This window comes from Bradyrhizobium sp. DN3 (assembly GCF_041357655.1).
Classification (GTDB): Bacteria; Pseudomonadota; Alphaproteobacteria; order Rhizobiales; family Xanthobacteraceae; genus Bradyrhizobium.
Genome location: NZ_JAULLN010000028.1, coordinates 80,053 through 100,658, shown reverse-complemented (window position 1 = coordinate 100,658; position 20,606 = coordinate 80,053). Strand labels below are relative to the sequence as shown.

The window sequence follows — 20,606 nt, the reverse complement described above, 5'->3', positions numbered from 1 at the left end:
TCGGCCATCGGCTATATCAGCCCCGTCGAGATGGAGCTAAAATCGGCTTGAACGCTGTCCACTTTTTTGGGGGAAGATCAACTCTGGATTGCTTCGCTGCGCTCGCAATGACGATGTTGAAGCAGCTGCGCGCCAACACCACGTCTCGTGCCCCGGACGCAGCGCAGCGCTTCTTCAGCGGTGCGCTGCAGAGCCGGGGCCCATGTTGCAGCGAATGCTTGGCCTGCTGGGTCCCGGCTCCGCGCCGCAGCGTAAACGCTGCAGCGCGTCCGGGACACGCGAAGGGCGAATGCCGTCACCCTCCGCCATTGTCATCGTCTCACAAATACCGCGTCAGCTCGGCCTTGAACTGGCCGTAGACCGCGTCCTCGATCTGGCTGCGCGTGATCCCGATGTCGCGCAGGGCGCGGTCATCGAGCTCGTTCAGCGTCTTGACGGCGGAGCGGCGCTCCAGGCGGTCGAACAGCGCGTAGACGGCGCCAGCGAGCGTGCTGAAAAATCCGCTCGATGAGGATGGGCGTAAACTCCTCCCGGCAGTTTGCGAGATCGTGGTCATTGTTCTTCTCCGGCCTGTCGTCCCGCGCGGCGAAGCCGATGCCGTTGGCGCAGACGCTTCGAGCGCTTGCACCTCATTTGCCGTCGGATTGCTCTCGCTCTCCTCGGCTCAATCGCGGAACTTGATGGAACCTAAATGCTCCAGTACATTGCTCGGAGCAAGGAAAACATTGCTCTCGGTGCAATAATGTCCAAGTTCGAGTACGTGAAGCTTGCCGATGCCATTGCCGTCGATATCGCTAACGGCACGTTAAGGCCCGGCGACCGGCTGCCGCCGCAGCGCAATTTTGCCTATGACCGCGGTATCGCGGTCTCGACCGCGAGCCGGGTTTACACCGAATTGCTCCGCCGCGGGCTCGTGATCGGCGAGGTCGGCCGCGGCACCTTCATCTCCGGCGACATCAGGCGCGAGGTCGAGACGATCAGCGAGCCGGCCGACGCGCGCATCAACTTCGAGGTCAATTACCCGCTGCTGCCGCAGCAATGGGCGATGATCGCCAAGAGCCTTGCGGGGCTCGAGCGCGTCGACGCGCTCGAATCCGCGCTGCGCGTCTCGACCAGCACCGGCACCAAGAGCGCGCGTGTTGCGGCCGCCGCCTATCTCTCGCGCAAGGATTTTACGCCACAGGCCGAGCAGATCGTCTTCACCGCCAATGGCAAGCAATCACTCGCGGCCGCGCTCGCGGCGCTCGTTCCCGCCGGCGGGCGCTGCGGCGTCGAGGCGCTGACCTATCCTTACATCAAGAGCATCGCCGCGCGGCTCGGCGTGACGCTGGTCCCGCTTCCGATGGACGAATTCGGCGCGCGGCCCGACGCCATCCAGAAGGCGCATCGCGAGGCGCATTTGTCGGCGCTGTATCTCCAGCCCATCATCCAGAACCCGCTCGGCGTTACCATGAACGCGACGCGGCGCGCCGACATCATGCGGGTTGCCGAAAAGCTCGATCTCATCATCATCGAGGACACCGTCTACGGCTTCCTCGCCGACGACACGCCGCTCGCCGCACTCGGTCCTGACCGCTGCATGGTGATCGACAGCCTGTCCAAGAAGGTCGCGCCGGGCCTCGCGCTCGGCATCCTCGTCGCGCCGCCTCACTTACGCGAAAGCGTGATGAGCGCGGTCCGCACCGGCGGCTGGATCGCCTCCGGCCACGCGCTCGCATCCGGGCAGCGGCTGATGGCCGACGGCACCGTCGCCGAGCTGACAAGGCTGAAACGCATCGACGCCGCGCGCCGCCAGCAGACCGCGGCAAGGCTGCTGGCCGGCTACCAGCTCGCCGCCGACCCGCGCTCCTATCATCTCTGGCTGACACTGCCGCCGCATTGGCGTTCGCAGACCTTCGTCGCGGCGGCGGCCCGGCGCGGCATCGCGCTGACGCCGTCCTCGACCTTCGCGATCGCGCATGGCCATGCACCGAATGCGGTGCGGCTCGCGCTTGCCCCGCCCTCGCCCGAGCAGCTCGATTCCGGCCTGCGCACCATCGTGTCGCTGCTCGGCACCAAGGAAGAGGATTTCGACTCGACGGAGTAACGATCGGTCTATGGCAGCAAGGATCGGGGCAACTGATTGAAGCTGTAGGTCCGTGGCTGGTTGCGCCACACGAAGCCGCCGACCTGCCAGGCGAACAGTGCGGCAAAGCCGAGGATGAACAGCGCGCCGGCGAACTCGCCGATCATCAGCGCGCGGATCAACAGACCCGCCATCGCCACCGTCAGCACCGCCAGGAAGGCCAACACCGCCGCATAGGTCTTCCGGCCGAGGCCCGCGCTCAGCGTCGCCCGGCTCCCCGCCTTCGCCATCCGCTCATGCAGCGCGACGAGAAAAGCGCGAAAGCCGCTGTCCTGCGGCGCCATCAGCGCCGCGGTCTGCCAGCTCGTCGACAGGATCGCGATACGCCCACCGCTGGCGTGGCTGACATCGGCGCGAAAGCGGTGCTGCTGCATCGACACCGGGCGAAACGACAGCCGGATCGCACTGATCTCGTCATAGCGCCACAGCGCGGAGCGCCCGGCGACGTGCCAGGACAGCCCCTGCTCCGTCAGCTCGAAGCGATGTGCCGAGCCGATCAGCGACGCCTTATAGGCATAGCTCGTGACTGCCTCAGCATCCGAAACCTGCATCTCGACAATCAATCCCGTCCGCGCGATCCCGTATGCGATCCGCTTGCGCGACCGCCCTCGCCCATCCTACAAGCGGGACATGGCTGAGACGACATTTTTTCCGCGCCGCCTGATTCTCGGCGCCGCAATGATCTCCGGCGTGCTGCTCGCGCTCGCGGTGCACATGCTGGGCGCGCGCTACGGGCTCGACCTCGGCGGCCTCTGGCGCTCCGACACGCATGAGTTCATCCCGGCCGGCGCAGCGATCGCCTGGTGGCTGATCGCGACCGTCGGCTTTTCCGGCGGCTATTTCACGGCGACCATGATGCAGAGCGCGATTTCCGGACAGATCCCGCAACGGATGCGCCAATTCCTGATCGCGGTCGGCGTGCTGCTGCTCGCGGGCGCGGGCCAGGTGGCCTCGGCACCGAGCCCGATCCCGACCGTCTCGAGCGTACTGGCCGGGCTCGCTGCGCTGTGTCTCGGCGCCGTGATGGCATTTTGCGGCGCGCATTTCGCACTGCGCCGCGGCTAGACCATCAAGCCGACGCGCGTAGCCGCGGGCCATCCAACATCATCGCCACGTCGGAAGCAGGTCGCGGCTTGCTGAACAGATAGCCCTGCGCCTGGGTGCAGCCTTCGCGCCGGAGCAGCTCGAGCTGCGCATCGTTCTCGACGCCTTCGGCGGTGGTGACGATACCGAGGCTGCGGCCGAGGCCGGTCACGGCGCGGATGATCGCCATGGAATCCTCGCGCGTCGCCAGCTCCGACACGAACGAGCGGTCGATCTTGATCTTGTCGAACGGGAAGCTGCGCAAATAGCTCAGCGACGAATAGCCGGTGCCGAAATCGTCAAGCGAGATCCGCACGCCCATGGCACGCAGCTCGTGCAAGGTGGCCAGCGTCGCATCACTGTTCTGGAGCAGCACCGATTCGGTGATCTCGAGCTCGAGACGGCGCGCATCGAGTCCCGAGGCGGTCAGCGCTTCGGTCACGGATGCGACCAGGTGCGGACTCTTGAACTGCACCGGCGACAGGTTGACGGCGACGTCGACATCGTCGGGCCATGTGGCCGCGTCGGTGCAGGCGGAGCGCAGCACGAACTCGCCGAGCTGAACGATGAGTCCGGTCTCCTCGGCCAGCGGGATGAAGCTGATCGGTGCGATCAGTCCGCGCTGCGGGTGGTTCCAACGCAGCAGCGCCTCGAAGGCGACGACACGGCCGCTCGCGACGTCACGGATCGGCTGATAATACACTTCGAACTCGTCACGTTGCAGCGCCGCGCGCAGATCCATTTCCAACAGGCGCCGCGCCTGCGCGCGGGCATCCATGCCGGTCTCGAAGAAGCGATAGGTGCCGCGGCCGTCCGCCTTGGCGCGATAGAGCGCGAGGTCCGCGTTCTTCAAGAGTTCGTCCGGATTGTTGCCGTCCTGCGGCGCCAGCGCGATGCCGATCGAGACGCCGATCACGATCTGATGGTCGTCGATCTCGTAAGGCGCCGAGATCACCTCGACGAGGCGCCCGGCAAGGGACCTCGCAGCGGTTTCCTCGGAACGTCCGATCTGGACCACCGCGAATTCGTCGCCGCCGAGCCGCGCCACAGTATCGTGTTCGCCGACGGTCGTCTTCAGCCTGCGGCCGACCTCCTTCAGCAGCGCATCGCCGATGGGATGGCCGAGCGAATCGTTGATGTCCTTGAAGTGATCGAGATCGAGACAAAGCACCGCGAGCTGGTCGCCCGACCTCGTCCGGCGCAGTCCCTGCTCGAGCTGTTCGTGGAACAGCACGCGGTTCGGCAGGCTGGTCAGTGCGTCGTGGCGCGCCATGTGCGAGATCTTGGCCTGCGCCTCCAGCCACTCGGTGATGTCCTCGAAGGTCGCGACCCAGCCGCCGCCCTGCATCGGCTGGTTGACGACGCGGATGGAGCGGCCGAACCGGTTGACGACGTCGGTCGTGGTGCGGCCCTCGCGCGCGTCGGCGACGAGGCGGGCGAAGAATTCTTCCGCATCGCCCTGCCACCGGCCCTTGGCCTGCTCCTCCCTGAGCACGTCGATCAGAAGGCGGCCGGTGAGCAGGATGTCGGTGCGACGGAGCATCGCGGCATAACGCTCGTTGAACAGCATGATCTTGCCGTCCGCGTCGAACATGCACAGTCCCTGCGACATGTTCTCGAGCGCGCTGTCCAACACGATCTGCTGGCGCCCCAATTGGCCCTTGGCGCGCCGGTCAAGCAGCGCGGCCACGAGCGCAATCGCGATGATCGCAACCGCAGCGCTCGCGGTGAGGAAGGACAGCGAGGCCGGCGGGATCGAAAGCCTGCTGATCGCGCGCGTCGGGTCCGGCGTCAGCAGCACCGCGCCCATCGCGGTGAAATGGTGCGCGACGATGGCGAGCGTCAGCAGGGTGGTCGCCGTCAGCGCATGGGAGAGGTCGTCGCGCCGCGCGGCGATGAACAGTGCGAGGGCCGCAAAGACGATTCCGAACAGCACCGAGGCGGCGACCGTGCTTCCGATCCAGTCCACCCGTGCCGGTATCTCCAGCGCCGCCATGCCGGTGTAATGCATCGCCGCGACACCAGAGCCGACGATGGCGCCGCCAAGGGCGATCCACACCGGGCGCGAGGACGATACCGCGATGCTCAGTCCCACGAAGGTCACGGAGATCGCAAGGATCAAGGAGAGGAGCGTCACCGGGATGTTGTAGGCGCCGGCGCCGCCCGGCCCGTAGGCGAGCATCGCGATGAAATGCGTCGCCCAGATGCCGCATCCGCTGACGGCGGCATCCAGGGCGATCCAGGCCAGACGCCCGGGGCCGAGGGTCGCGCGTGCGCGCTGAAACAGGCTGATCGCCGCTGCGCTGGCGAGCAGACACACTACGCCCCCAAGCGCGACCAGTCGCCAATCGTGCTCGTCGGTGAGACAAAAGAGAACTTGATACATTGCCGGCCCCTATCAACCGGCACTTGACCCGACAGAAATGGACGATCGGTAACTATCTACAAACCTGTTCGGGGAATGGTGAATAGGAGATGTGTGCGTTCGCTCACATTGTTCATCCTCGCGCCGGCGCGCCGACGCCAATCACGCTGGCGGCGATCAGCAAGACGGCCGCCGAAACGACCAGCGACAAATGCAGCCCCGTCATGAACGCACGGTCCGACGCCACCAAGGAACCAAACAGAGCAACGCCGAGCACGCTGCCGGTCTGCCGCGTCGCGTTCAGGACGCCGGCCGCGATGCCGGAACGCGCCTTCTCGACGCTGCCGAGCAGCGTCGACGTCAGCGGCGGCACCAGGAGGCCGAGCCCGCCGCTGATCGCGATCATCTGCGCGCAGATCGCCCAATAGCTGGTCCCGGCTTCGATCGAGAGCAGGCCGAGACAGCCGAGGGCCGAGATGCAGGCGCCGACGACGATGGTCGGACACGGGCCGATGCGCTCGGAAAGGTGCGGCGCCAGCAGATTGACCGGCAGCACCGCCGCCATCATCGGGACGAAGGCAAGACCGGTCCACCACGCCGACAGCCCATTGATCCGCTGGAAATACAGGCTGAGTACGAAGATCAGGCCGTAGATCGCGATGTTCACCAGCAGTCCCACGAGCGAAGTCAGCGTGAACAGCCGGTGGCCGAACAACGACAGCGGCAGCATCGGCTGCGCCGCGCGACTCTCGCGCCAGACAAAGAGCACGGCGAGAACGGCGGCTCCGACAAAGGCTGCGATCACGGCTGGATGGTCCCAGCCGAGCGCCCCGCCTTCGATGATTGCGCCGGCGAGCGCGCCCAGCGCGCCGATCGCGGCCAGCTGGCCGGGCAGATCGATCTCGCGCGAGCGCGCCCGCGTGGTCTCGCTGGCGTAACGCCAGCTCAGCCACAGGCCGGCGAGCCCGATCGGCAGATTGACCAGGAAGATCGCGCGCCAGCCGACCAGCGTGATCAGCGCGCCGCCGACTAAGGGACCGGCGGTGAGCGCAAGGCTTGCTCCGGCGGCCCAGACCGCGACGGCGCGACCACGCTCGCGGTCGTCCGCATAGGCATGATTGAGCAGCCCAAGAGAATTCGGCACCAGGATCGCCGCCGCCAGGCCCTGAACCAGCCGTGCTGCAATCAGCACGACCGCATTGGGCGACAGCGCACAGGCGAGCGAGGCCGCGGTGAAGATGGCGAACCCCGCCATGAAGACGCGCCTGGCGCCGATCCGGTCGCCCAGCGCGCCGGCCGTCAGGATGAAAGCGGCAAACGCGATGGTGTAGGCGCTGACCACCCATTGCAGTTCGGCAACGCCGCCGCCGAGCGCCCTGCCCATGGCATCGAGCGCGGTGTTGACGATGGTGACGTCGAGCTGCACCACGCCGTAGCCGAGGCTCATCGCGGCAAGCGTGAGCGAGGTTGCAAGATGCGAGCCGCCGCGCGGGGCGGCGCGCGCGTTGTCCACGGTTTGATATTTGATGGTGCTTGCTCGCATGCTGCCACCTCGATTGCAGCCCCATGCGAAATATACGCTAGTGGCACACCGTCATGATTCGACAATGACCGAATGATGTGTGTGTGTGTGTAGCGATCGTGCTTGCCCCACAGACAGTGTCATGCCCCGCGACCCGGCTACGCCAAGGCTTCGCCGAGGTTTCGGTCTCGGGCGCGCCGAAGCGTAGGCGGCAGGCGGGGCATCCAGTACGCCGCGGCTTCTCCGTATCCACTAATTTCTCTGGAATACTGGATCGCCCGGTCAAGCCGGGCGATGACATAGCCTATGGGGCGGCAGCACCACGCGGCATCTTATCTCGCCACCTTCGCGCTAGCTCGCCGCGCGCAGATTCACCTTGCTCTCGGCGAGTGTGGTCAGCTTCCTGTCGGTCGCCTTCTCTTCCTCGAGCGTCTTGGCAAGCACCGCCGCGCAGTCGTTACGGCCGAGCTGCTTAGCCCAAGCGATCAGGCTGCCGTAGCGGGCGATCTCGTAATGTTCAGCGGCTTGGGCTGCGTTGATCAGCGCAGCATCGAGCACGGCCTTGTCGGCAACCTCACCGGCCGTCTCGTCGGCTTCCTCGATGATGCCGTCAATGGCCGGGCAGTCGACTGCCTTCACGGCGACGCCGTGCATCTTGAACACCTCCTCGAGACGCGTGACATGCTGCTTGGTTTCATCGAGGTGCGTCAAAAAGCCCTGTTTCAGCTGCGGATCGGTAGCCTTGCTTGCCATCTTCGGCAGCGCCTTGGTGAGCTGCTGCTCGGCGTAATAGATGTCCTGGAGTTGGTGCACGAACAGGTCGTTCATGGTTTTGATGTCTTTTGTGAACAGTCCCATCGTTCCGCTCCTCTCGGTTTCGGGAACACGGCGGTATCGGCCTGCACGAAAGGCCCCATTATTCCGCCATGTTCGGCTGCTGTTGGGGCCCAACGAGCACGCGGTATCGACGTTCCAAAACGCCCATCGCTTTGCGCTGGAACAATGCGGATGGCGGCAGGATTTGAAACCATCCTCTTGAACATGAATGCGCCGTCCGAGCCGCGTTTCGCGACTCATATGCTTAACGCGCGTCAGATGTGAACCACATATGACAAAAGTGGCTGGTCCAACGCAGAACCTATTGTTGTCAAGGGCTGCACAAGCCGCTGTTTTTGCCTTAAATGAGCTGGATCATGCCAACCGATCGACGCCCGCCTTTGGCCGTCATCGTACCCGACTTGCCAATACCTGGCTGGATCGGTCTTGCCCCCCGCCGGGAGGATGAATGCACGGACTGCTGCCCGCGCTGAGACGCGGCTTCAATAGATGGATCGGCTGGCGACGGCTCGGCATTGCCGCGAGCGTCTGCATCATCGCCTTCGCGGTCACCACGCTGGTGCGGACCCTCAAGGGCATCGATACCGGGGTCATCCTGACGGCGTTGACCGAGATTCCCCGCGGAAGTATCGGGCTGGCGGCGATCTGCGTCTTCTTCGCGTTCTGCACCCTGACCTTCTACGACTTTTTTGCACTGCGAACGATCGGCAAGAAGCACGTGCCCTACCGCATCGCGGCGCTCTCCAGCTTCACGTCCTATTCGATCGGCCACAACATCGGCGCCACCGTCTTCACCGGCGGGGCGATCCGTTTCCGGATCTATTCGGATTACGGCCTAAACGCGATCGACGTCGCGAAGATCTGCTTCCTGTCGGGCCTGACCTTCTGGCTCGGTAACATCTTCGTGCTCTCGATCGGCATGGCCATCCATCCGGATGCGGCGTCCGCGATGGATCAGCTGCCGTCGTCGATCAACCGGCTGATCGCGCTCGGCGGCCTCGCCTCGATCGGTTCTTATCTGGTCTGGCTTTGCATGGGCGAGAAGCGGCGCGAGCTCGGCCAGAAGGGTTGGAAGGTGGTGCTGCCCTCGACGCCGCTGACGCTGGTGCAGATCCTGATCGGCGTGGTCGATCTCGGCTTCTGCGCCACGGCGATGTACCTGCTGATGCCGGCCAATCCGCCAATCGACTTCATGTCGCTCGCCGTGGTGTTCATCCTGGCGACGCTGCTCGGCTTTGCCAGCCACGCGCCCGGCTCGATTGGCGTGTTCGATGCCGCCATGCTGTTAGCGCTGCCCGAATTCGGCCGCGAGCAGCTTCTGGCGACACTGCTGGTGTTCCGCCTTCTCTATTTCGTGATCCCGTTCGGCCTCGCCATCTCCATCATGGGCACGCGCGAACTCTGGATGAACGTGGTCGCGCCGTGGCAGGAGCGGCGACGGTTGGCGGAGGCCTGCGCCCAGGCCAACCTGCCCCAGCAGGTGGCCGCGATGGAGCGCGAGCGGACGCTGCGGCAGGCCGGCAAGCGATAGGCGGGTCAGCAGGAGCGTCAGACTAAGGTTGCGGGCGGGGCAACAATCCTCTCTTATTTCCGCCCCAACTTTGCCGTTGAACACGCGGACCATGATCCCTCTCCCCTTTCGCACCCTCCGTGCAGGCGCCCTGCTGCTTGCCGCGATTCTGTCCGCCTTGCCGCTCGAGCGCGCCGCCGCGCAGGACGCCGGCGCCATGCAGATCAGTTGGGAGGTGCGCAACCGCTTCCGCCTGTTCCGCGAGGAGCGCGATTTCCTGCTCCACGTCGAGAATGCGCGTAACCGCAGCATCCTGGCTGCCGAGCAGTCGCTGGAGCTTCAGAGCGAGGGCCGCGGCTGGGCCCGCAACATGGTCAACCGGCTCTGCATCGACCTTCAGGGCCGGGTCAACCAGCCCTGCACCCGCGACAACGTCAAGGAGAACTACCTCACCCCGATCGACCATCCCGTCACCGTGCGCCTCGCCGGCGCAGTGCCGGTCGGCGCCACCTGCGCCTGGTCGTTCGACGATGGCGACGGGCCGCAAACCTCGACCTTCGACTGCGCCGAGCCGGTCAATTTGCGCGTCCGCTACGGCAAGCAGACGGTCGCGACCGTCGATGTCTCCTCCGGCTCGGATCCGACCCAGCGGGTCCAGGCCGAGATTCAGGTCCGCGACATCTTCGTCGCCGGCTTAGGAGACAGCATCGCCTCCGGCGAAGGCAATCCGGACCGGCCGCTGGCGCTGTCGGACGAAGGTTTTTGCTTCCGCTCCTATCTCGGTACCGCTGGCGCGCAGTACTACCGGCCGAGCCGCCACGGCTTCAAGGGTGGCCGCGCCTGCGAGGCGCCCGATACGCTCGCCAACTGGCAACGCTACAGCGCGCTCTGGTTCAACGCGCCCTGCCACCGCTCGCTCTACAGCTATCAGGCCCGCACCGCGCTGGCGCTCGCGGTGCGTTACACCCACATCGCCGTGACCTTCCTGCCGCTCGCCTGCACCGGCGCCAGCATCGGCGACGGCCTGCTCGGCTCGCAGCGCGCCCGCGAATGCCCGCCCGGCAAGACCGGCGTCTGCAACACCAGCGTGAACGCGCAGGTCGCCGAGCTGCGCGAAGCGCTCACCGCGGCGAAGAAGCGCCAGCCCGACCGCACGCTCGATCTCGTGCTGTTGTCGGTCGGCGCCAACGACGTCTATTTTTCCGGTCTCGTCGCCGACGTGATCGTCGACACCGCGACCGAGCGCGCGCTGTTCCGCCGCTCCGGCGTGATGGCGAGCGTGGATGATTCCCGCGATGCGCTGGCGCGCGAGCTGCCGCAGAATTTCGTCAAGCTGCGCGAGGCGCTGAAGCCGCTGGTCGGTGGCGATCTCTCGCACGTGGTTTATGTCTCCTACGCCAACCCGGCGCTCGCCGATGGCGGCGTGCCCTGCCGCGGCGGCCGCGCCGGCTTCGACATCCATCCATCCTTCAACGCCGATCCGCAACGCCTGGCCCGCGTCTCGACCTTCGTCGACACCGAATTCCTGCCGCAGCTGAAGGGGCTCGCCACCTGCACCCGCGGCGCGCTTTGCCGTGATCCCGAAGCCGACCGCATGACCTTCGTCGACACGCATCAGGCGGCGTTCGCCGATCACGGCTTCTGCGCTCATTCGGGCAACGATCCCGAATTCGACCGCACCTGCTTTGCCGAGAACGGCCAGAGCTTCAATCCCGACATCGTGACGGCGGCGAGCCAGCCGATGCTGTGCGGGCGCGGCGCTTCGGAATACCGCGCCTACCTGCCGCGCGCCCGCTGGATCCGCGACGCCAACGACAGCTATTTTGCCGCGATGACCTATCCGCAAGGATTGCCGGCCGCGAGCCAGCCGACGGACATCCACGACGCGACCTGGGGCGTGCTCTCCGCCGTCTATGGCGGTGCCGTGCATCCAAGTGCCGAGGGCCACGCCGCGATGGCGGATGCCGCACTGCCCGCCGCGAGCGCCGTGCTCGGCCTCGACGCCGCTCCGCCGGATGTGACGCGCGGATTTCTGCCACAGCTGCTACCGAGTGCGCGGCAGTAGTACAGGCTAGCTCCACACACGATCGGTGTCATCGCCCGCGCAGGCGGGCGATCCAATACTCCGCGGCAGGCGTGATTAAATCGAGGGGCCGCGGCGTACTGGATTCCCCGCCTTCGCGGGGAATGACAGCGGAGTGCGTGGAGAGCACGTTTGCAATTTCCACGTAACGTTCCCCTCACCTGCCGTTCCATCAATCCAAAAACGGCATCGATCGATACTGCCTTGAACTTGGACACTTTGCCGCGCGCGCCTCTAGGAGTCGCCTTGAGGAAATGTTCGAGTTCTAAGGAGGCGCGTGATGAGCGCAGTGGTGTCCGCAGCGGACGTGAAGAGGTCTCGCGTCAGGCTGTTCATCGTGACCATGTTGTTCCTGGTCACCACCGTCAATTATGCCGACCGCGCCACGCTGTCGATCGCAGGCTCCGCGCTCTCCAAGGAGCTGCATCTCGATCCCGTCGCCATGGGCTACATCTTCTCGGCGTTCGGCTGGTCCTACGTGATCGCGCAGGTGCCGGGCGGCTGGCTGCTCGACCGCTACGGCTCGCGTCTCGTCTATGCCTTCAGCATCATCGTCTGGTCGATCTTCACGATGATGCAGGGCTGGGTCGGCTTCTTCAGCGCCGGCACCGCCGTCCTCGTGCTGTTCGCATTGCGCTTCCTGGTCGGCATCGCCGAAGCGCCCTCCTTCCCCGCTAACGCCCGCATCGTCGCCGCCTGGTTTCCCGGCAATGAGCGCGGCACCGCGTCGGCGTTCTTCAACTCGGGACAGTATTTCGCGACCGTGATCTTCGCGCCGCTGATGGGCTGGATCGCGCACACCTATGGCTGGCGCTTCGTGTTCTTCGTGATGGGCGCGCTCGGCATCGTCATGGGCCTCGTCTGGATCAAGAGCATCTATGGCCCGAAGGAGCATCCTTCGATCAACGACGCCGAGTTCGACTACATCAAGGAAGGCGGCGCGCTGGTCGATCTCGACGCGCCCAAGGACGATCTGCTGCGCGAGCGTGCCCCCGGGGCCGGCTCCGGCTGGGATCACATCCGCCAGTTGCTCTCCAACCGCATGATGCTCGGCGTCTATCTCGGCCAGTACTGCATCAACACGCTGACCTATTTCTTCCTGACCTGGTTTCCGGTCTACCTCGTCAAGGAGCGTGGGCTGTCGATCCTGCAAGCCGGCTTCGTCGCGACGCTGCCTGCGCTGTGCGGCTTCATCGGCGGCGTGCTCGGCGGCATCATCTCCGACGCCATCCTGCGCAGGACGGGCTCGCTGACCATGGCGCGCAAGATCCCGATCGTCGGCGGCATGCTGCTGTCGATGTCGATCATCGCCTGCAACTATGTCGACGGACAGGCGCTCGTGGTCGGCTTCATGGCGCTCGCCTTCTTCGGCAAGGGCATCGGCGCGCTCGGTTGGGCGGTCGTGTCCGATACCTCGCCGAAGGAAGCCGGCGGCGTCTCCGGTGGCCTGTTCAACACCTTCGGCAATCTCTCCTCGATCACCACGCCGATCGTGATTGGCTACATCCTGGCCGCGACCGGCTCGTTCAACGGCGCACTGGTGTTCGTCGGCCTCAACGCGCTGGTGGCGGCGTTCGCCTATCTCGTGGTGGTCGGCAAGATCGAGCGGGTGACGCTCAAACATTCCTCCTGAGGGCTCCCATGGGAGCTTGACCAGGCAACTCAACGGCGGCTTCCCAGCCGCCGTCTTTGTTTTGGGGGTGATCGATGCTAGAAGTGCCGGGGAAACGCCTTATCCATCTAAGGCATGTATCGATGTTCGACCTCAACCAGCTCCGCTGTTTCGTCACGGTGGCGGAGGAACTGCATTTCGGCCGCGCCGCCGCGCGGCTGAACATGACGCAGCCGCCACTGTCCCGGCAGATCCAGGTGCTCGAGCACATCATCGATGCGCCGCTTCTGGAGCGCACCAGCCGCTCGGTGCGCCTGACGCCCGCAGGGCGCAGCTTCCTGCCGGAGGCACGGCGCATCCTCAAGCTTGCGGAAAGCGCCTCACAAGTCGCCCGCCGCATCGCGCTCGGCAAGACAGGCTCGCTGAAGATCGGCTTCACGGCCGCCGCGGCTTACGGCTTCCTGCCTGAGCTCGTTGCCGCCTGCCGCGCCAAGCTGCCGGAGGTGGACTTCTCGCTGAAGGAGATGGTGTCGGGCGACCAGTTCGAGGCGCTGACCTCGGGCCAGATCGACGCCGGCCTGCTTAGGCCGCCGATTGCGCGGCCCGAGCTTGCCAGCCGCCGCGTCGTCGCCGAGCCCCTGCTCGCGGCGATCCCCAAGAAGCATCCGCTGGCGAACGCGGAGAGCATCACCATCAAGGATTTCGACGACCAGCCCTTCGTGATGTATTCGCCCTATGAGAGCCGCTATTTTCACGATCTGCTGGTGGCGCTGTTCACCCGCGCCGATGTGCTGCCGCGCTACGTCCAGCATCTCAGCCAGATCCACTCGATCCTCGCCATGGTGCGTGCCGGCCTCGGCCTCGCCATCGTGCCGGCGGCGGCGGCAAGCCTGAAGATCGCCGACGTGCGGCTGCGGCCGCTGAAGCTGCGTACGCGCGTTCCCGTCGAGCTCTTCATGGTCTGGCGCCGCGACGACGAGAATCCGTTGCTCTCGGCCCTCGTCAAAATCGCCGGTGAATTGTCCTCCGTGGAGGTGGCGGAGGATTGATACTCAATCTGCATCAGTCGATATAGGCTTTGGCTTGGACGCGCATCGAACGGTCTCCTAAACACCGGCGCATGGACGCGCAGGCTTGCGTCCTCCACAACACGCAAGAAGGGAGCCGCGCCCATGAGCAAGATGACCCCGCAGGAAATGGCCCAGAAGATCGGATCTGGCCTCCTGTCCTTCCCCGTCACGCCGTTCAGGGCTGACTACTCCTTCGACGAGGCGACCTACCGCGCCAACATGGACTGGCTGTGCGGCTATGACGTTGCTGGCCTGTTCGCCGCCGGCGGCACCGGCGAGTTCTTCTCGCTGACGCCGACCGAGGTTCCGCAAATCGTCAAGATCGCCGTCGAGGAGACCAAGGGCCGCGTGCCCGTGCTCGCCGGCACCGGCTACGGTACCGCGATCGCCCGCGAGATCGCCGTTGGCGCCGAGAAAGCCGGCGCCGATGGCCTGCTGCTGCTGCCGCCCTATCTGACCCATTCCGAGCAGGAGGGCCTCGCCGCGCATGTCGAGGCGGTCTGCGCCTCCGTGAAGATCGGCGTCATCGTCTACAACCGCGACAACGCCATCCTCCAGCCCGACACGCTCGCGCGTCTCGCCGAGCGCTGCCCGAACCTAGTCGGCTACAAGGACGGCATCGGCGACATCGAGCTGATGACCCGCGTCTACACCAAGCTCGGCGACCGCCTGACCTATATCGGCGGCCTGCCGACCGCGGAGACCTTCGCGCTGCCCTATCTCGACATGGGCGTGACGACCTATTCCTCGGCCGTGTTCAACTTCGTGCCGGAATTCGCCACCAACTTCTACGCCGCCGTGCGCAAGCGCGACCATGAGACGATCCATGCCGGCCTGAAGAACTTCATCCTGCCGATGATCGCGATCCGCAACCGCAAGAAGGGCTATGCGGTTTCGATCATCAAGGCCGGCATGAAGGTGATCGGCCGCGACTCCGGCCCGGTCCGCCCGCCGCTCACCGATCTCACCGAGCAGGAGACGGCGGAACTGACCGCGCTGGTGAAGAATCTGCCCGCCATCCGTTCGACACAACAGGCGGCAGAATAACGGACGACAACAGGAGGAGCGTGCGATGGCCCAGACTGAGATCTCCGGCGCGCCAGTCGCTGGCGCACCGGTCGTCACGGCGATGCAGGTGATCCCGGTCGCGGGCCGCGACAGCATGCTCCTCAATTTGAGCGGCGCGCATGCGCCGTTCTTCACCCGCAACATCGTCATCCTCACCGACAATTCCGGTCACACCGGCGTCGGTGAGGTGCCGGGCGGACAAAAGATCTGGCAGACGCTGCAGGACGCCCGCGATCTCGTGATCGGCAAGACCGTCGGCGCGATGAACAACATCCTCGCCGATATCCGCACCGCCTTCGCCGACCGCGATGCCGGCGGCCGCGGCAAGCAAACGTTTGATCTTCGCGTCATGATCCACGCGGTCACAGCGATCGAATCCGCGCTGCTCGATTTGCTCGGCCAACATCTTAATCTTCCCGTCGCGGCGCTGCTCGGCGAAGGCCAGCAGCGCAGGAGCGTCGAGACGCTCGGCTATCTCTTCTTCGTTGGAGACCGCCGTAAATCCAAGCTCGACTATGTCAACGGCGAGACCGGCAAGGCCGAGTGGTTCAACCTCCGCCATCAGGAGGCGATGACGCCCGAGACCGTGGTGCGGCTCGCGGAAGCCACCCACGACCATTACGGCTTCGCCGACTTCAAGCTCAAGGGCGGTGTGCTCCGCGGCGAGCAGGAGATCGAGGCCGTCACCGCGATTGCCAAGCGCTTTCCCAATGCGCGCGTGACGCTCGACCCGAACGGCGCCTGGTCGCTCGACGAAGCGATCAGCCTCTGCAAGGACATGCATGGCATCCTCGCTTATGCCGAGGACCCCTGCGGCGCTGAGGCCGGCTTCTCCGGCCGTGAGATCATGGCCGAGTTCCGCCGCGCCACGGGCTTGCCGACCGCGACCAACATGATCGCCACCGACTGGCGGCAGCTTTCCCATGCGCTGCGTCTCGGTGCGGTGGACATTCCGCTCGCCGATCCCCATTTCTGGACCATGCAAGGCTCGGTCCGCGTCGCCCAGACCTGCCGCGACAACGGCCTGACCTGGGGCTCGCACTCCAACAACCATTTCGACATTTCGCTGGCCATGTTCACCCATGTCGGCGCCGCCGCCCCCAGCAAGGTCACCGCCATCGACACCCACTGGATCTGGCAGGATGGCCAGGCGCTGACGAAAGAGCCGCTTCAGATCAAGGGCGGCAAGATTGCCGTTCCCGACAGGCCGGGCCTGGGTATCGAAATCGACAGGGCGGCCATCGACGCTGCGCATGACCTCTACAAGCAGCATGGACTTGGCGCCCGTGATGACGCTATTGCCATGCAGGATCTGATCCCCGGCTGGACCTTCGACGACAAGCGTCCCTGCCTCGTGCGTTAAGAAACTCAGGCATGATCCCGGAAAAGTGGGTACCGGTTTTCCGAGAGGGATCATGCCCCTTAGATGACTTGGAGGAACGAGATGACGGCAATCCTGAAGAACTTCATCGGCGGCGAATGGGTCGACGGCTCCGGCGTCACGAAGAACATCAACCCCTCCAACACCAACGACCTCGTCGGCGAATATGCCAAGGCCGACAAGGCGCAGACCGAGAAGGCGATCGCTGCCGCCAAGGCCGCCTTCCCCGCCTGGGCGCGCTCGACGCCGCAGGAGCGCTATGATGCGCTGAACAAGATTTCTCTCGAAATCCTCGCCCGCAAGGAAGAGCTCGGCCGCCTGCTCGCGCGCGAGGAAGGCAAGACGCTGCCGGAAGGCATCGGCGAAGTCGCCCGCGCCGGCCAGATCTTCGCGTTCTTCGCCGGTGAAGCGCTGCGCCTGATCGGCGAGAAAGGCGCCTCGGTGCGTCCCGGCCTCGACGTCGAGCTCACCCGCGAGCCGGTGGGCGTTGTCGGCATGATCACGCCCTGGAATTTCCCGATCGCAATCCCCGCTTGGAAGATCGCGCCCGCGCTTTGCTACGGCAACACGGTGGTGTTCAAGCCGGCGGAGCTGGTGCCCGGCTCTGGCCATGCGCTCGCCGAGATCATCACCCGCTCCGGTATTCCCGCCGGCGTGTTCAACCTCGTGGTCGGCTCCGGTTCGGTGGTCGGCCAGACCCTGCTCGACCACCCGGATGTGGCGGCGATCTCCTTCACCGGTTCGGTGCAGACCGGCCGCAAGATCGCGCAGGCCTGCGTGCTGTCGAACCCGATGAAGAAATTCCAGCTCGAGATGGGCGGCAAGAATCCGCTGGTCGTACTCGACGACGCCGACCTCAAGACCGCCGTTGAGGTCGCCGTCAACGGTGCATATTTCTCGACGGGACAGCGCTGCACCGCCTCGTCGCGCCTGATCGTTACCGAAGGCATCCATGACCGCTTCGTCGCGGCGATGGCAGAACGCCTGAAGGGCCTGTCGGTGGACGACGCACTCAAGGCCGGCGTGCATATCGGCCCGGTGGTCGACCAGAGCCAGCTCGACCAGGACCTACGCTACATCAAGATCGGCCAGGACGAGGGCGCCAAACTTGCGTGGGGCGGCGAGTTGCTCAAGCGCGAAACGCCCGGCCATTACCTCCAGCCGGCGCTGTTCACCGAAGTCAACAACAGCATGCGCATCGCGCGTGAAGAGATTTTTGGCCCGGTCGCCGCCGTCATCCGTGCGAAGAATTACGAAGAGGCGCTGGCGATCTCCAACGACACCGAGTTCGGCCTCGCCTCCGGCATTTGCACCACCAGCCTGAAATACGCCTCGCACTATAAGCGCAACAGCGAGTCCGGCATGGTGATGGTCAATCTGCCGACCGCCGGTGTCGATTATCACGTGCCGTTCGGCGGCCGGAAGGGTTCGAGCTACGGCGCCCGCGAGCAGGGCTCCTATGCCCGCGAGTTCTACACTGCGGTGAAGACGGCCTATACCAATCCGGGTTGATGGGCCGACATCGTAGATATCGTAGGGCGGGCAAATCGAAGCGTGCCCACCGCTTATCTTCGGTGTGAAGCATGGTGGGCACGGCGCGTTGCGCCTTTGCCCACCCTACGATTCAGTCTCTGAGGCAAGAGCAGATGGACCAGTCAGTCGCAGCGAAAGAGCAGCCCCGCTACATCAAGCTCAACGAGCGCGACAATGTCGCGATCGTCGTCAATGATTTCGGGCTTCCCGCCGGCTCCCGCTTCGCCTGCGGGCTGACGCTGCGCGCCTTCGTGCCGCAGGGACACAAGACGGCGCTGGTCGACATCGCACAAGACGCGCCGATCATCCGCTATGGCGAGGTGATCGGCTACGCGCTGTCGCCGATCCTGGCCGGCGAATGGGTGGACGAAGCCCGCATTCGCATGCCGGAGGCCCCTGCCCTCGACAAGCTCGAAATCTCGACCGCCGTCCCGGCGCCGCTGCCGCCGCTCGAAGGTTTCACCTTCGAGGGTTATCGCAATCCCGACGGATCGGTCGGCACCAAGAACATCCTCGGCATCTCCTCCTCCGTGCAATGCGTCAAGGGCACGATGGAATATGCGGTCAAACGCATCCGCGCCGAGCTCTTGCCGAAGTACCCGAACGTCGACGACGTCGTGCCGCTGACCCACGCCTATGGCTGCGGCGTCGCCATCACCGCGCCCGACGCTGTGGTGCCGATCCGCACGTTGCAGAACATCGCGCTCAACCCGAATTTCGGCGGCGAGATTTTGGTCGTCGGCCTCGGCTGCGAGAAACTCGCGCCCGAGCGGCTGGTGCCGGAAGGCGTCAGCGATGCCATCGTGCGCATGCAGGACGAAGCCTTCGACGGCTTTGGCGCCATCGTCGATGCGATCATGACTCAAGCCGAGGCACGGCTGAAGGTGCTCAACACCCGCAAGCGCGAGACCTGCCCGGCCTCCGATCTCGTCATCGGCCTGCAATGCGGCGGCAGTGACGCCTTCTCCGGCGTCACCGCGAACCCCGCCGTCGGTTTTGCCGCGGACCTCCTGGTCCGCGCCGGTGCCACCGTGATGTTCTCGGAAGTCACCGAGGTGCGCGACGCCATCCAGCTCCTGACGCGGCGCGCCATCAACGAGGACGTCGGCCGCGCGCTGGTGCGCGAGATGGCCTGGTACGATTCCTATCTCGCCCGCGGCGGCGCCGATCGCAGCGCCAACACCACGCCCGGCAACAAGAAGGGCGGCCTCGCCAACATCGTCGAGAAGTCGCTGGGCTCGATCGTCAAGTCCGGATCGTCTGCCATCACCGGCGTGCTCTCGCCTGGCGAGAAGGCGACGCAGAAGGGCATGCTGTTCGCGGCGACACCCGCCTCCGACTTCATCTGTGGCACGCTCCAGCTCGCCTCCGGCATGACGCTGCAAGTGTTCACCACCGGCCGCGGCACGCCCTACGGCCTTGCGGCCGCGCCCGTGATCAAGGTCGCCACCCGCAGCGAGCTTGCCCGCCGCTGGAAGGACCTGATCGACTTCGACGCGGGCCGCATCGCCACCGGCGAGAAGACCATCGAGGAAACCGGCTGGGACCTGTTCCGCCTGATCCTCGACGTCGCCAGCGGCCGCACAAAACCGTGGTCGGACCGCTGGGGCATCCACAACGACCTCACCCTGTTCAATCCGGCGCCGGTGACCTGAGGCCGGCGAGCCGGCCTCACTGACTGTCGATCAGGTGCATGTCGCCCAGCGTGACGGGCAGGCTGCGCGTGATGAGATCGGCGATCGCTGCGCGCAACCGTTCGCTTGACATCGGACCGTCGAACGTGTCGTCGATCGCGCCGCTCGGACCGGCGATCCTCATGGTCCCGGTGTTGTCCAGCGGCGCGGCCGCCCTCTTCTCGATCACGTCGAACGACTTGCCGTCGATCACGCGGACCTCGTACAGCGCGTGGATCAGGCCGTAGTTTGCAAGCAGCGTCCGGTATTCCGCGAATCCTACGCCCTCGACGGCCCGGCCGTTTCCGAGCTTCGATTTTGCTCGTGTAATGATGATGTAGGCGTCCAGCCCCTGCGGGGCGACATCGCTGCGAACCAGCTCCTTGAACGGATCACTGCGCAGGAGATTGACGGGCGCAACCGCCGAATCCCGGATCGCGGCGAAGGCTGCGCGCCTGTAGTTCACCGGCTGCACGCGAAAACGTCCGCTCAGCAGCCTCGTCGCCTGCTGCACGATCATCTCGTCCAGCCCCCATGCGCTGATCGGGACGCTTTGCCCGGTGTTGCCAAGGCCCGTCAGGCCGGCTTGCGTCAGGCTCATCTCCTCGCCGATCGCCGAGACGATACCGACGGTTTTGATCGCCTGGAGGCGGCTGGCGCGCGTCTCGAACGCCGCGGCGGCGCCGAGAGCGACGCAAGCGGCCGCGAGGCCAATCCATAGAAAAGCAATGCGGCGCATGGCGA

General features: G+C 65.4%; 16 protein-coding genes. 10 read left to right on the top strand and 6 right to left on the bottom strand.

The window, feature by feature from the left end; all coding sequences use genetic code 11:
* Positions 1-319: 319 nt before the first annotated feature.
* On the bottom strand, positions 320-556 hold the full coding sequence (locus AAE027_RS32195) for a DUF1127 domain-containing protein (protein WP_370989926.1): 237 nt from the start codon (positions 554-556) through the stop codon (positions 320-322).
* Positions 557-742: 186 nt separating this feature from the next.
* Between AAE027_RS32195 and AAE027_RS32190 the strand changes: the two genes are divergently transcribed.
* The gene (locus AAE027_RS32190) at positions 743-2,086 is read left to right on the top strand and encodes an aminotransferase-like domain-containing protein (RefSeq protein WP_370989925.1); all 1,344 of its coding nucleotides are present in this window, start codon (positions 743-745) and stop codon (positions 2,084-2,086) included.
* An 8-nt stretch (positions 2,087-2,094) separates the two neighbouring features.
* Here the strand turns inward: AAE027_RS32190 and AAE027_RS32185 are convergent, their stop codons facing one another.
* The gene (locus tag AAE027_RS32185) at positions 2,095-2,676 is read right to left on the bottom strand and encodes a hypothetical protein (protein WP_370989924.1); all 582 of its coding nucleotides are present in this window, start codon (positions 2,674-2,676) and stop codon (positions 2,095-2,097) included.
* 79 nt (positions 2,677-2,755) lie between these two features.
* Here AAE027_RS32185 and AAE027_RS32180 point away from each other — a divergent pair, with 79 nt between their 5' ends.
* Positions 2,756-3,190, top strand: a complete 435-nt coding sequence (locus AAE027_RS32180) for a hypothetical protein (protein ID WP_128944801.1) — start codon at positions 2,756-2,758, stop codon at positions 3,188-3,190.
* Positions 3,191-3,194: 4 nt separating this feature from the next.
* Here the strand turns inward: AAE027_RS32180 and AAE027_RS32175 are convergent, their stop codons facing one another.
* The 3 genes from AAE027_RS32175 to AAE027_RS32165 all read right to left on the bottom strand — a co-directional run bounded on the left by AAE027_RS32175 (position 3,195) and on the right by AAE027_RS32165 (position 7,953).
* A complete protein-coding gene (locus tag AAE027_RS32175; protein ID WP_370989923.1) occupies positions 3,195-5,594 on the bottom strand; it encodes a bifunctional diguanylate cyclase/phosphodiesterase in 2,400 nt (799 codons plus the stop codon).
* Positions 5,595-5,706: 112 nt separating this feature from the next.
* Positions 5,707-7,116 carry an MFS transporter gene (locus AAE027_RS32170; protein ID WP_370989922.1) on the bottom strand — a complete coding sequence of 470 codons (1,410 nt, stop codon included), beginning with the start codon at positions 7,114-7,116 and terminating at the stop codon, positions 5,707-5,709.
* A 330-nt stretch (positions 7,117-7,446) separates the two neighbouring features.
* On the bottom strand, positions 7,447-7,953 hold the full coding sequence (locus tag AAE027_RS32165) for a YciE/YciF ferroxidase family protein (protein WP_370989921.1): 507 nt from the start codon (positions 7,951-7,953) through the stop codon (positions 7,447-7,449).
* A gap of 427 nt (positions 7,954-8,380) precedes the next feature.
* Here AAE027_RS32165 and AAE027_RS32160 point away from each other — a divergent pair, with 427 nt between their 5' ends.
* The 8 genes from AAE027_RS32160 (at position 8,381) to garD (ending at position 19,844) form a co-directional block, all read left to right on the top strand.
* Positions 8,381-9,463: a lysylphosphatidylglycerol synthase transmembrane domain-containing protein gene (locus AAE027_RS32160; protein ID WP_370989920.1), complete on the top strand. Its 1,083-nt coding sequence runs from the start codon at positions 8,381-8,383 to the stop codon at positions 9,461-9,463.
* A gap of 91 nt (positions 9,464-9,554) precedes the next feature.
* Positions 9,555-11,507: an SGNH/GDSL hydrolase family protein gene (locus AAE027_RS32155; protein ID WP_370989919.1), complete on the top strand. Its 1,953-nt coding sequence runs from the start codon at positions 9,555-9,557 to the stop codon at positions 11,505-11,507.
* A gap of 298 nt (positions 11,508-11,805) precedes the next feature.
* On the top strand, positions 11,806-13,158 hold the full coding sequence (locus AAE027_RS32150) for an MFS transporter (RefSeq protein ID WP_370989918.1): 1,353 nt from the start codon (positions 11,806-11,808) through the stop codon (positions 13,156-13,158).
* A 122-nt stretch (positions 13,159-13,280) separates the two neighbouring features.
* Positions 13,281-14,186: a LysR family transcriptional regulator gene (locus AAE027_RS32145; RefSeq protein ID WP_370989917.1), complete on the top strand. Its 906-nt coding sequence runs from the start codon at positions 13,281-13,283 to the stop codon at positions 14,184-14,186.
* Positions 14,187-14,309: 123 nt separating this feature from the next.
* Positions 14,310-15,254: a 5-dehydro-4-deoxyglucarate dehydratase gene (gene kdgD / locus AAE027_RS32140; RefSeq protein WP_370989915.1), complete on the top strand. Its 945-nt coding sequence runs from the start codon at positions 14,310-14,312 to the stop codon at positions 15,252-15,254.
* A 25-nt stretch (positions 15,255-15,279) separates the two neighbouring features.
* Entirely contained in the window at positions 15,280-16,638 is a 1,359-nt protein-coding gene (gene gudD, locus AAE027_RS32135) for a glucarate dehydratase (RefSeq protein WP_370989914.1), read from the top strand.
* Positions 16,639-16,719: 81 nt separating this feature from the next.
* Positions 16,720-18,168: an aldehyde dehydrogenase family protein gene (locus AAE027_RS32130; protein ID WP_370989913.1), complete on the top strand. Its 1,449-nt coding sequence runs from the start codon at positions 16,720-16,722 to the stop codon at positions 18,166-18,168.
* A gap of 134 nt (positions 18,169-18,302) precedes the next feature.
* On the top strand, positions 18,303-19,844 hold the full coding sequence (gene garD / locus AAE027_RS32125; protein ID WP_370989912.1) for a galactarate dehydratase: 1,542 nt from the start codon (positions 18,303-18,305) through the stop codon (positions 19,842-19,844).
* 16 nt (positions 19,845-19,860) lie between these two features.
* Here the strand turns inward: garD and AAE027_RS32120 are convergent, their stop codons facing one another.
* Entirely contained in the window at positions 19,861-20,601 is a 741-nt protein-coding gene (locus AAE027_RS32120; protein WP_370989911.1) for a hypothetical protein, read from the bottom strand.
* Between the last annotated feature and the right edge of the window lie 5 nt (positions 20,602-20,606).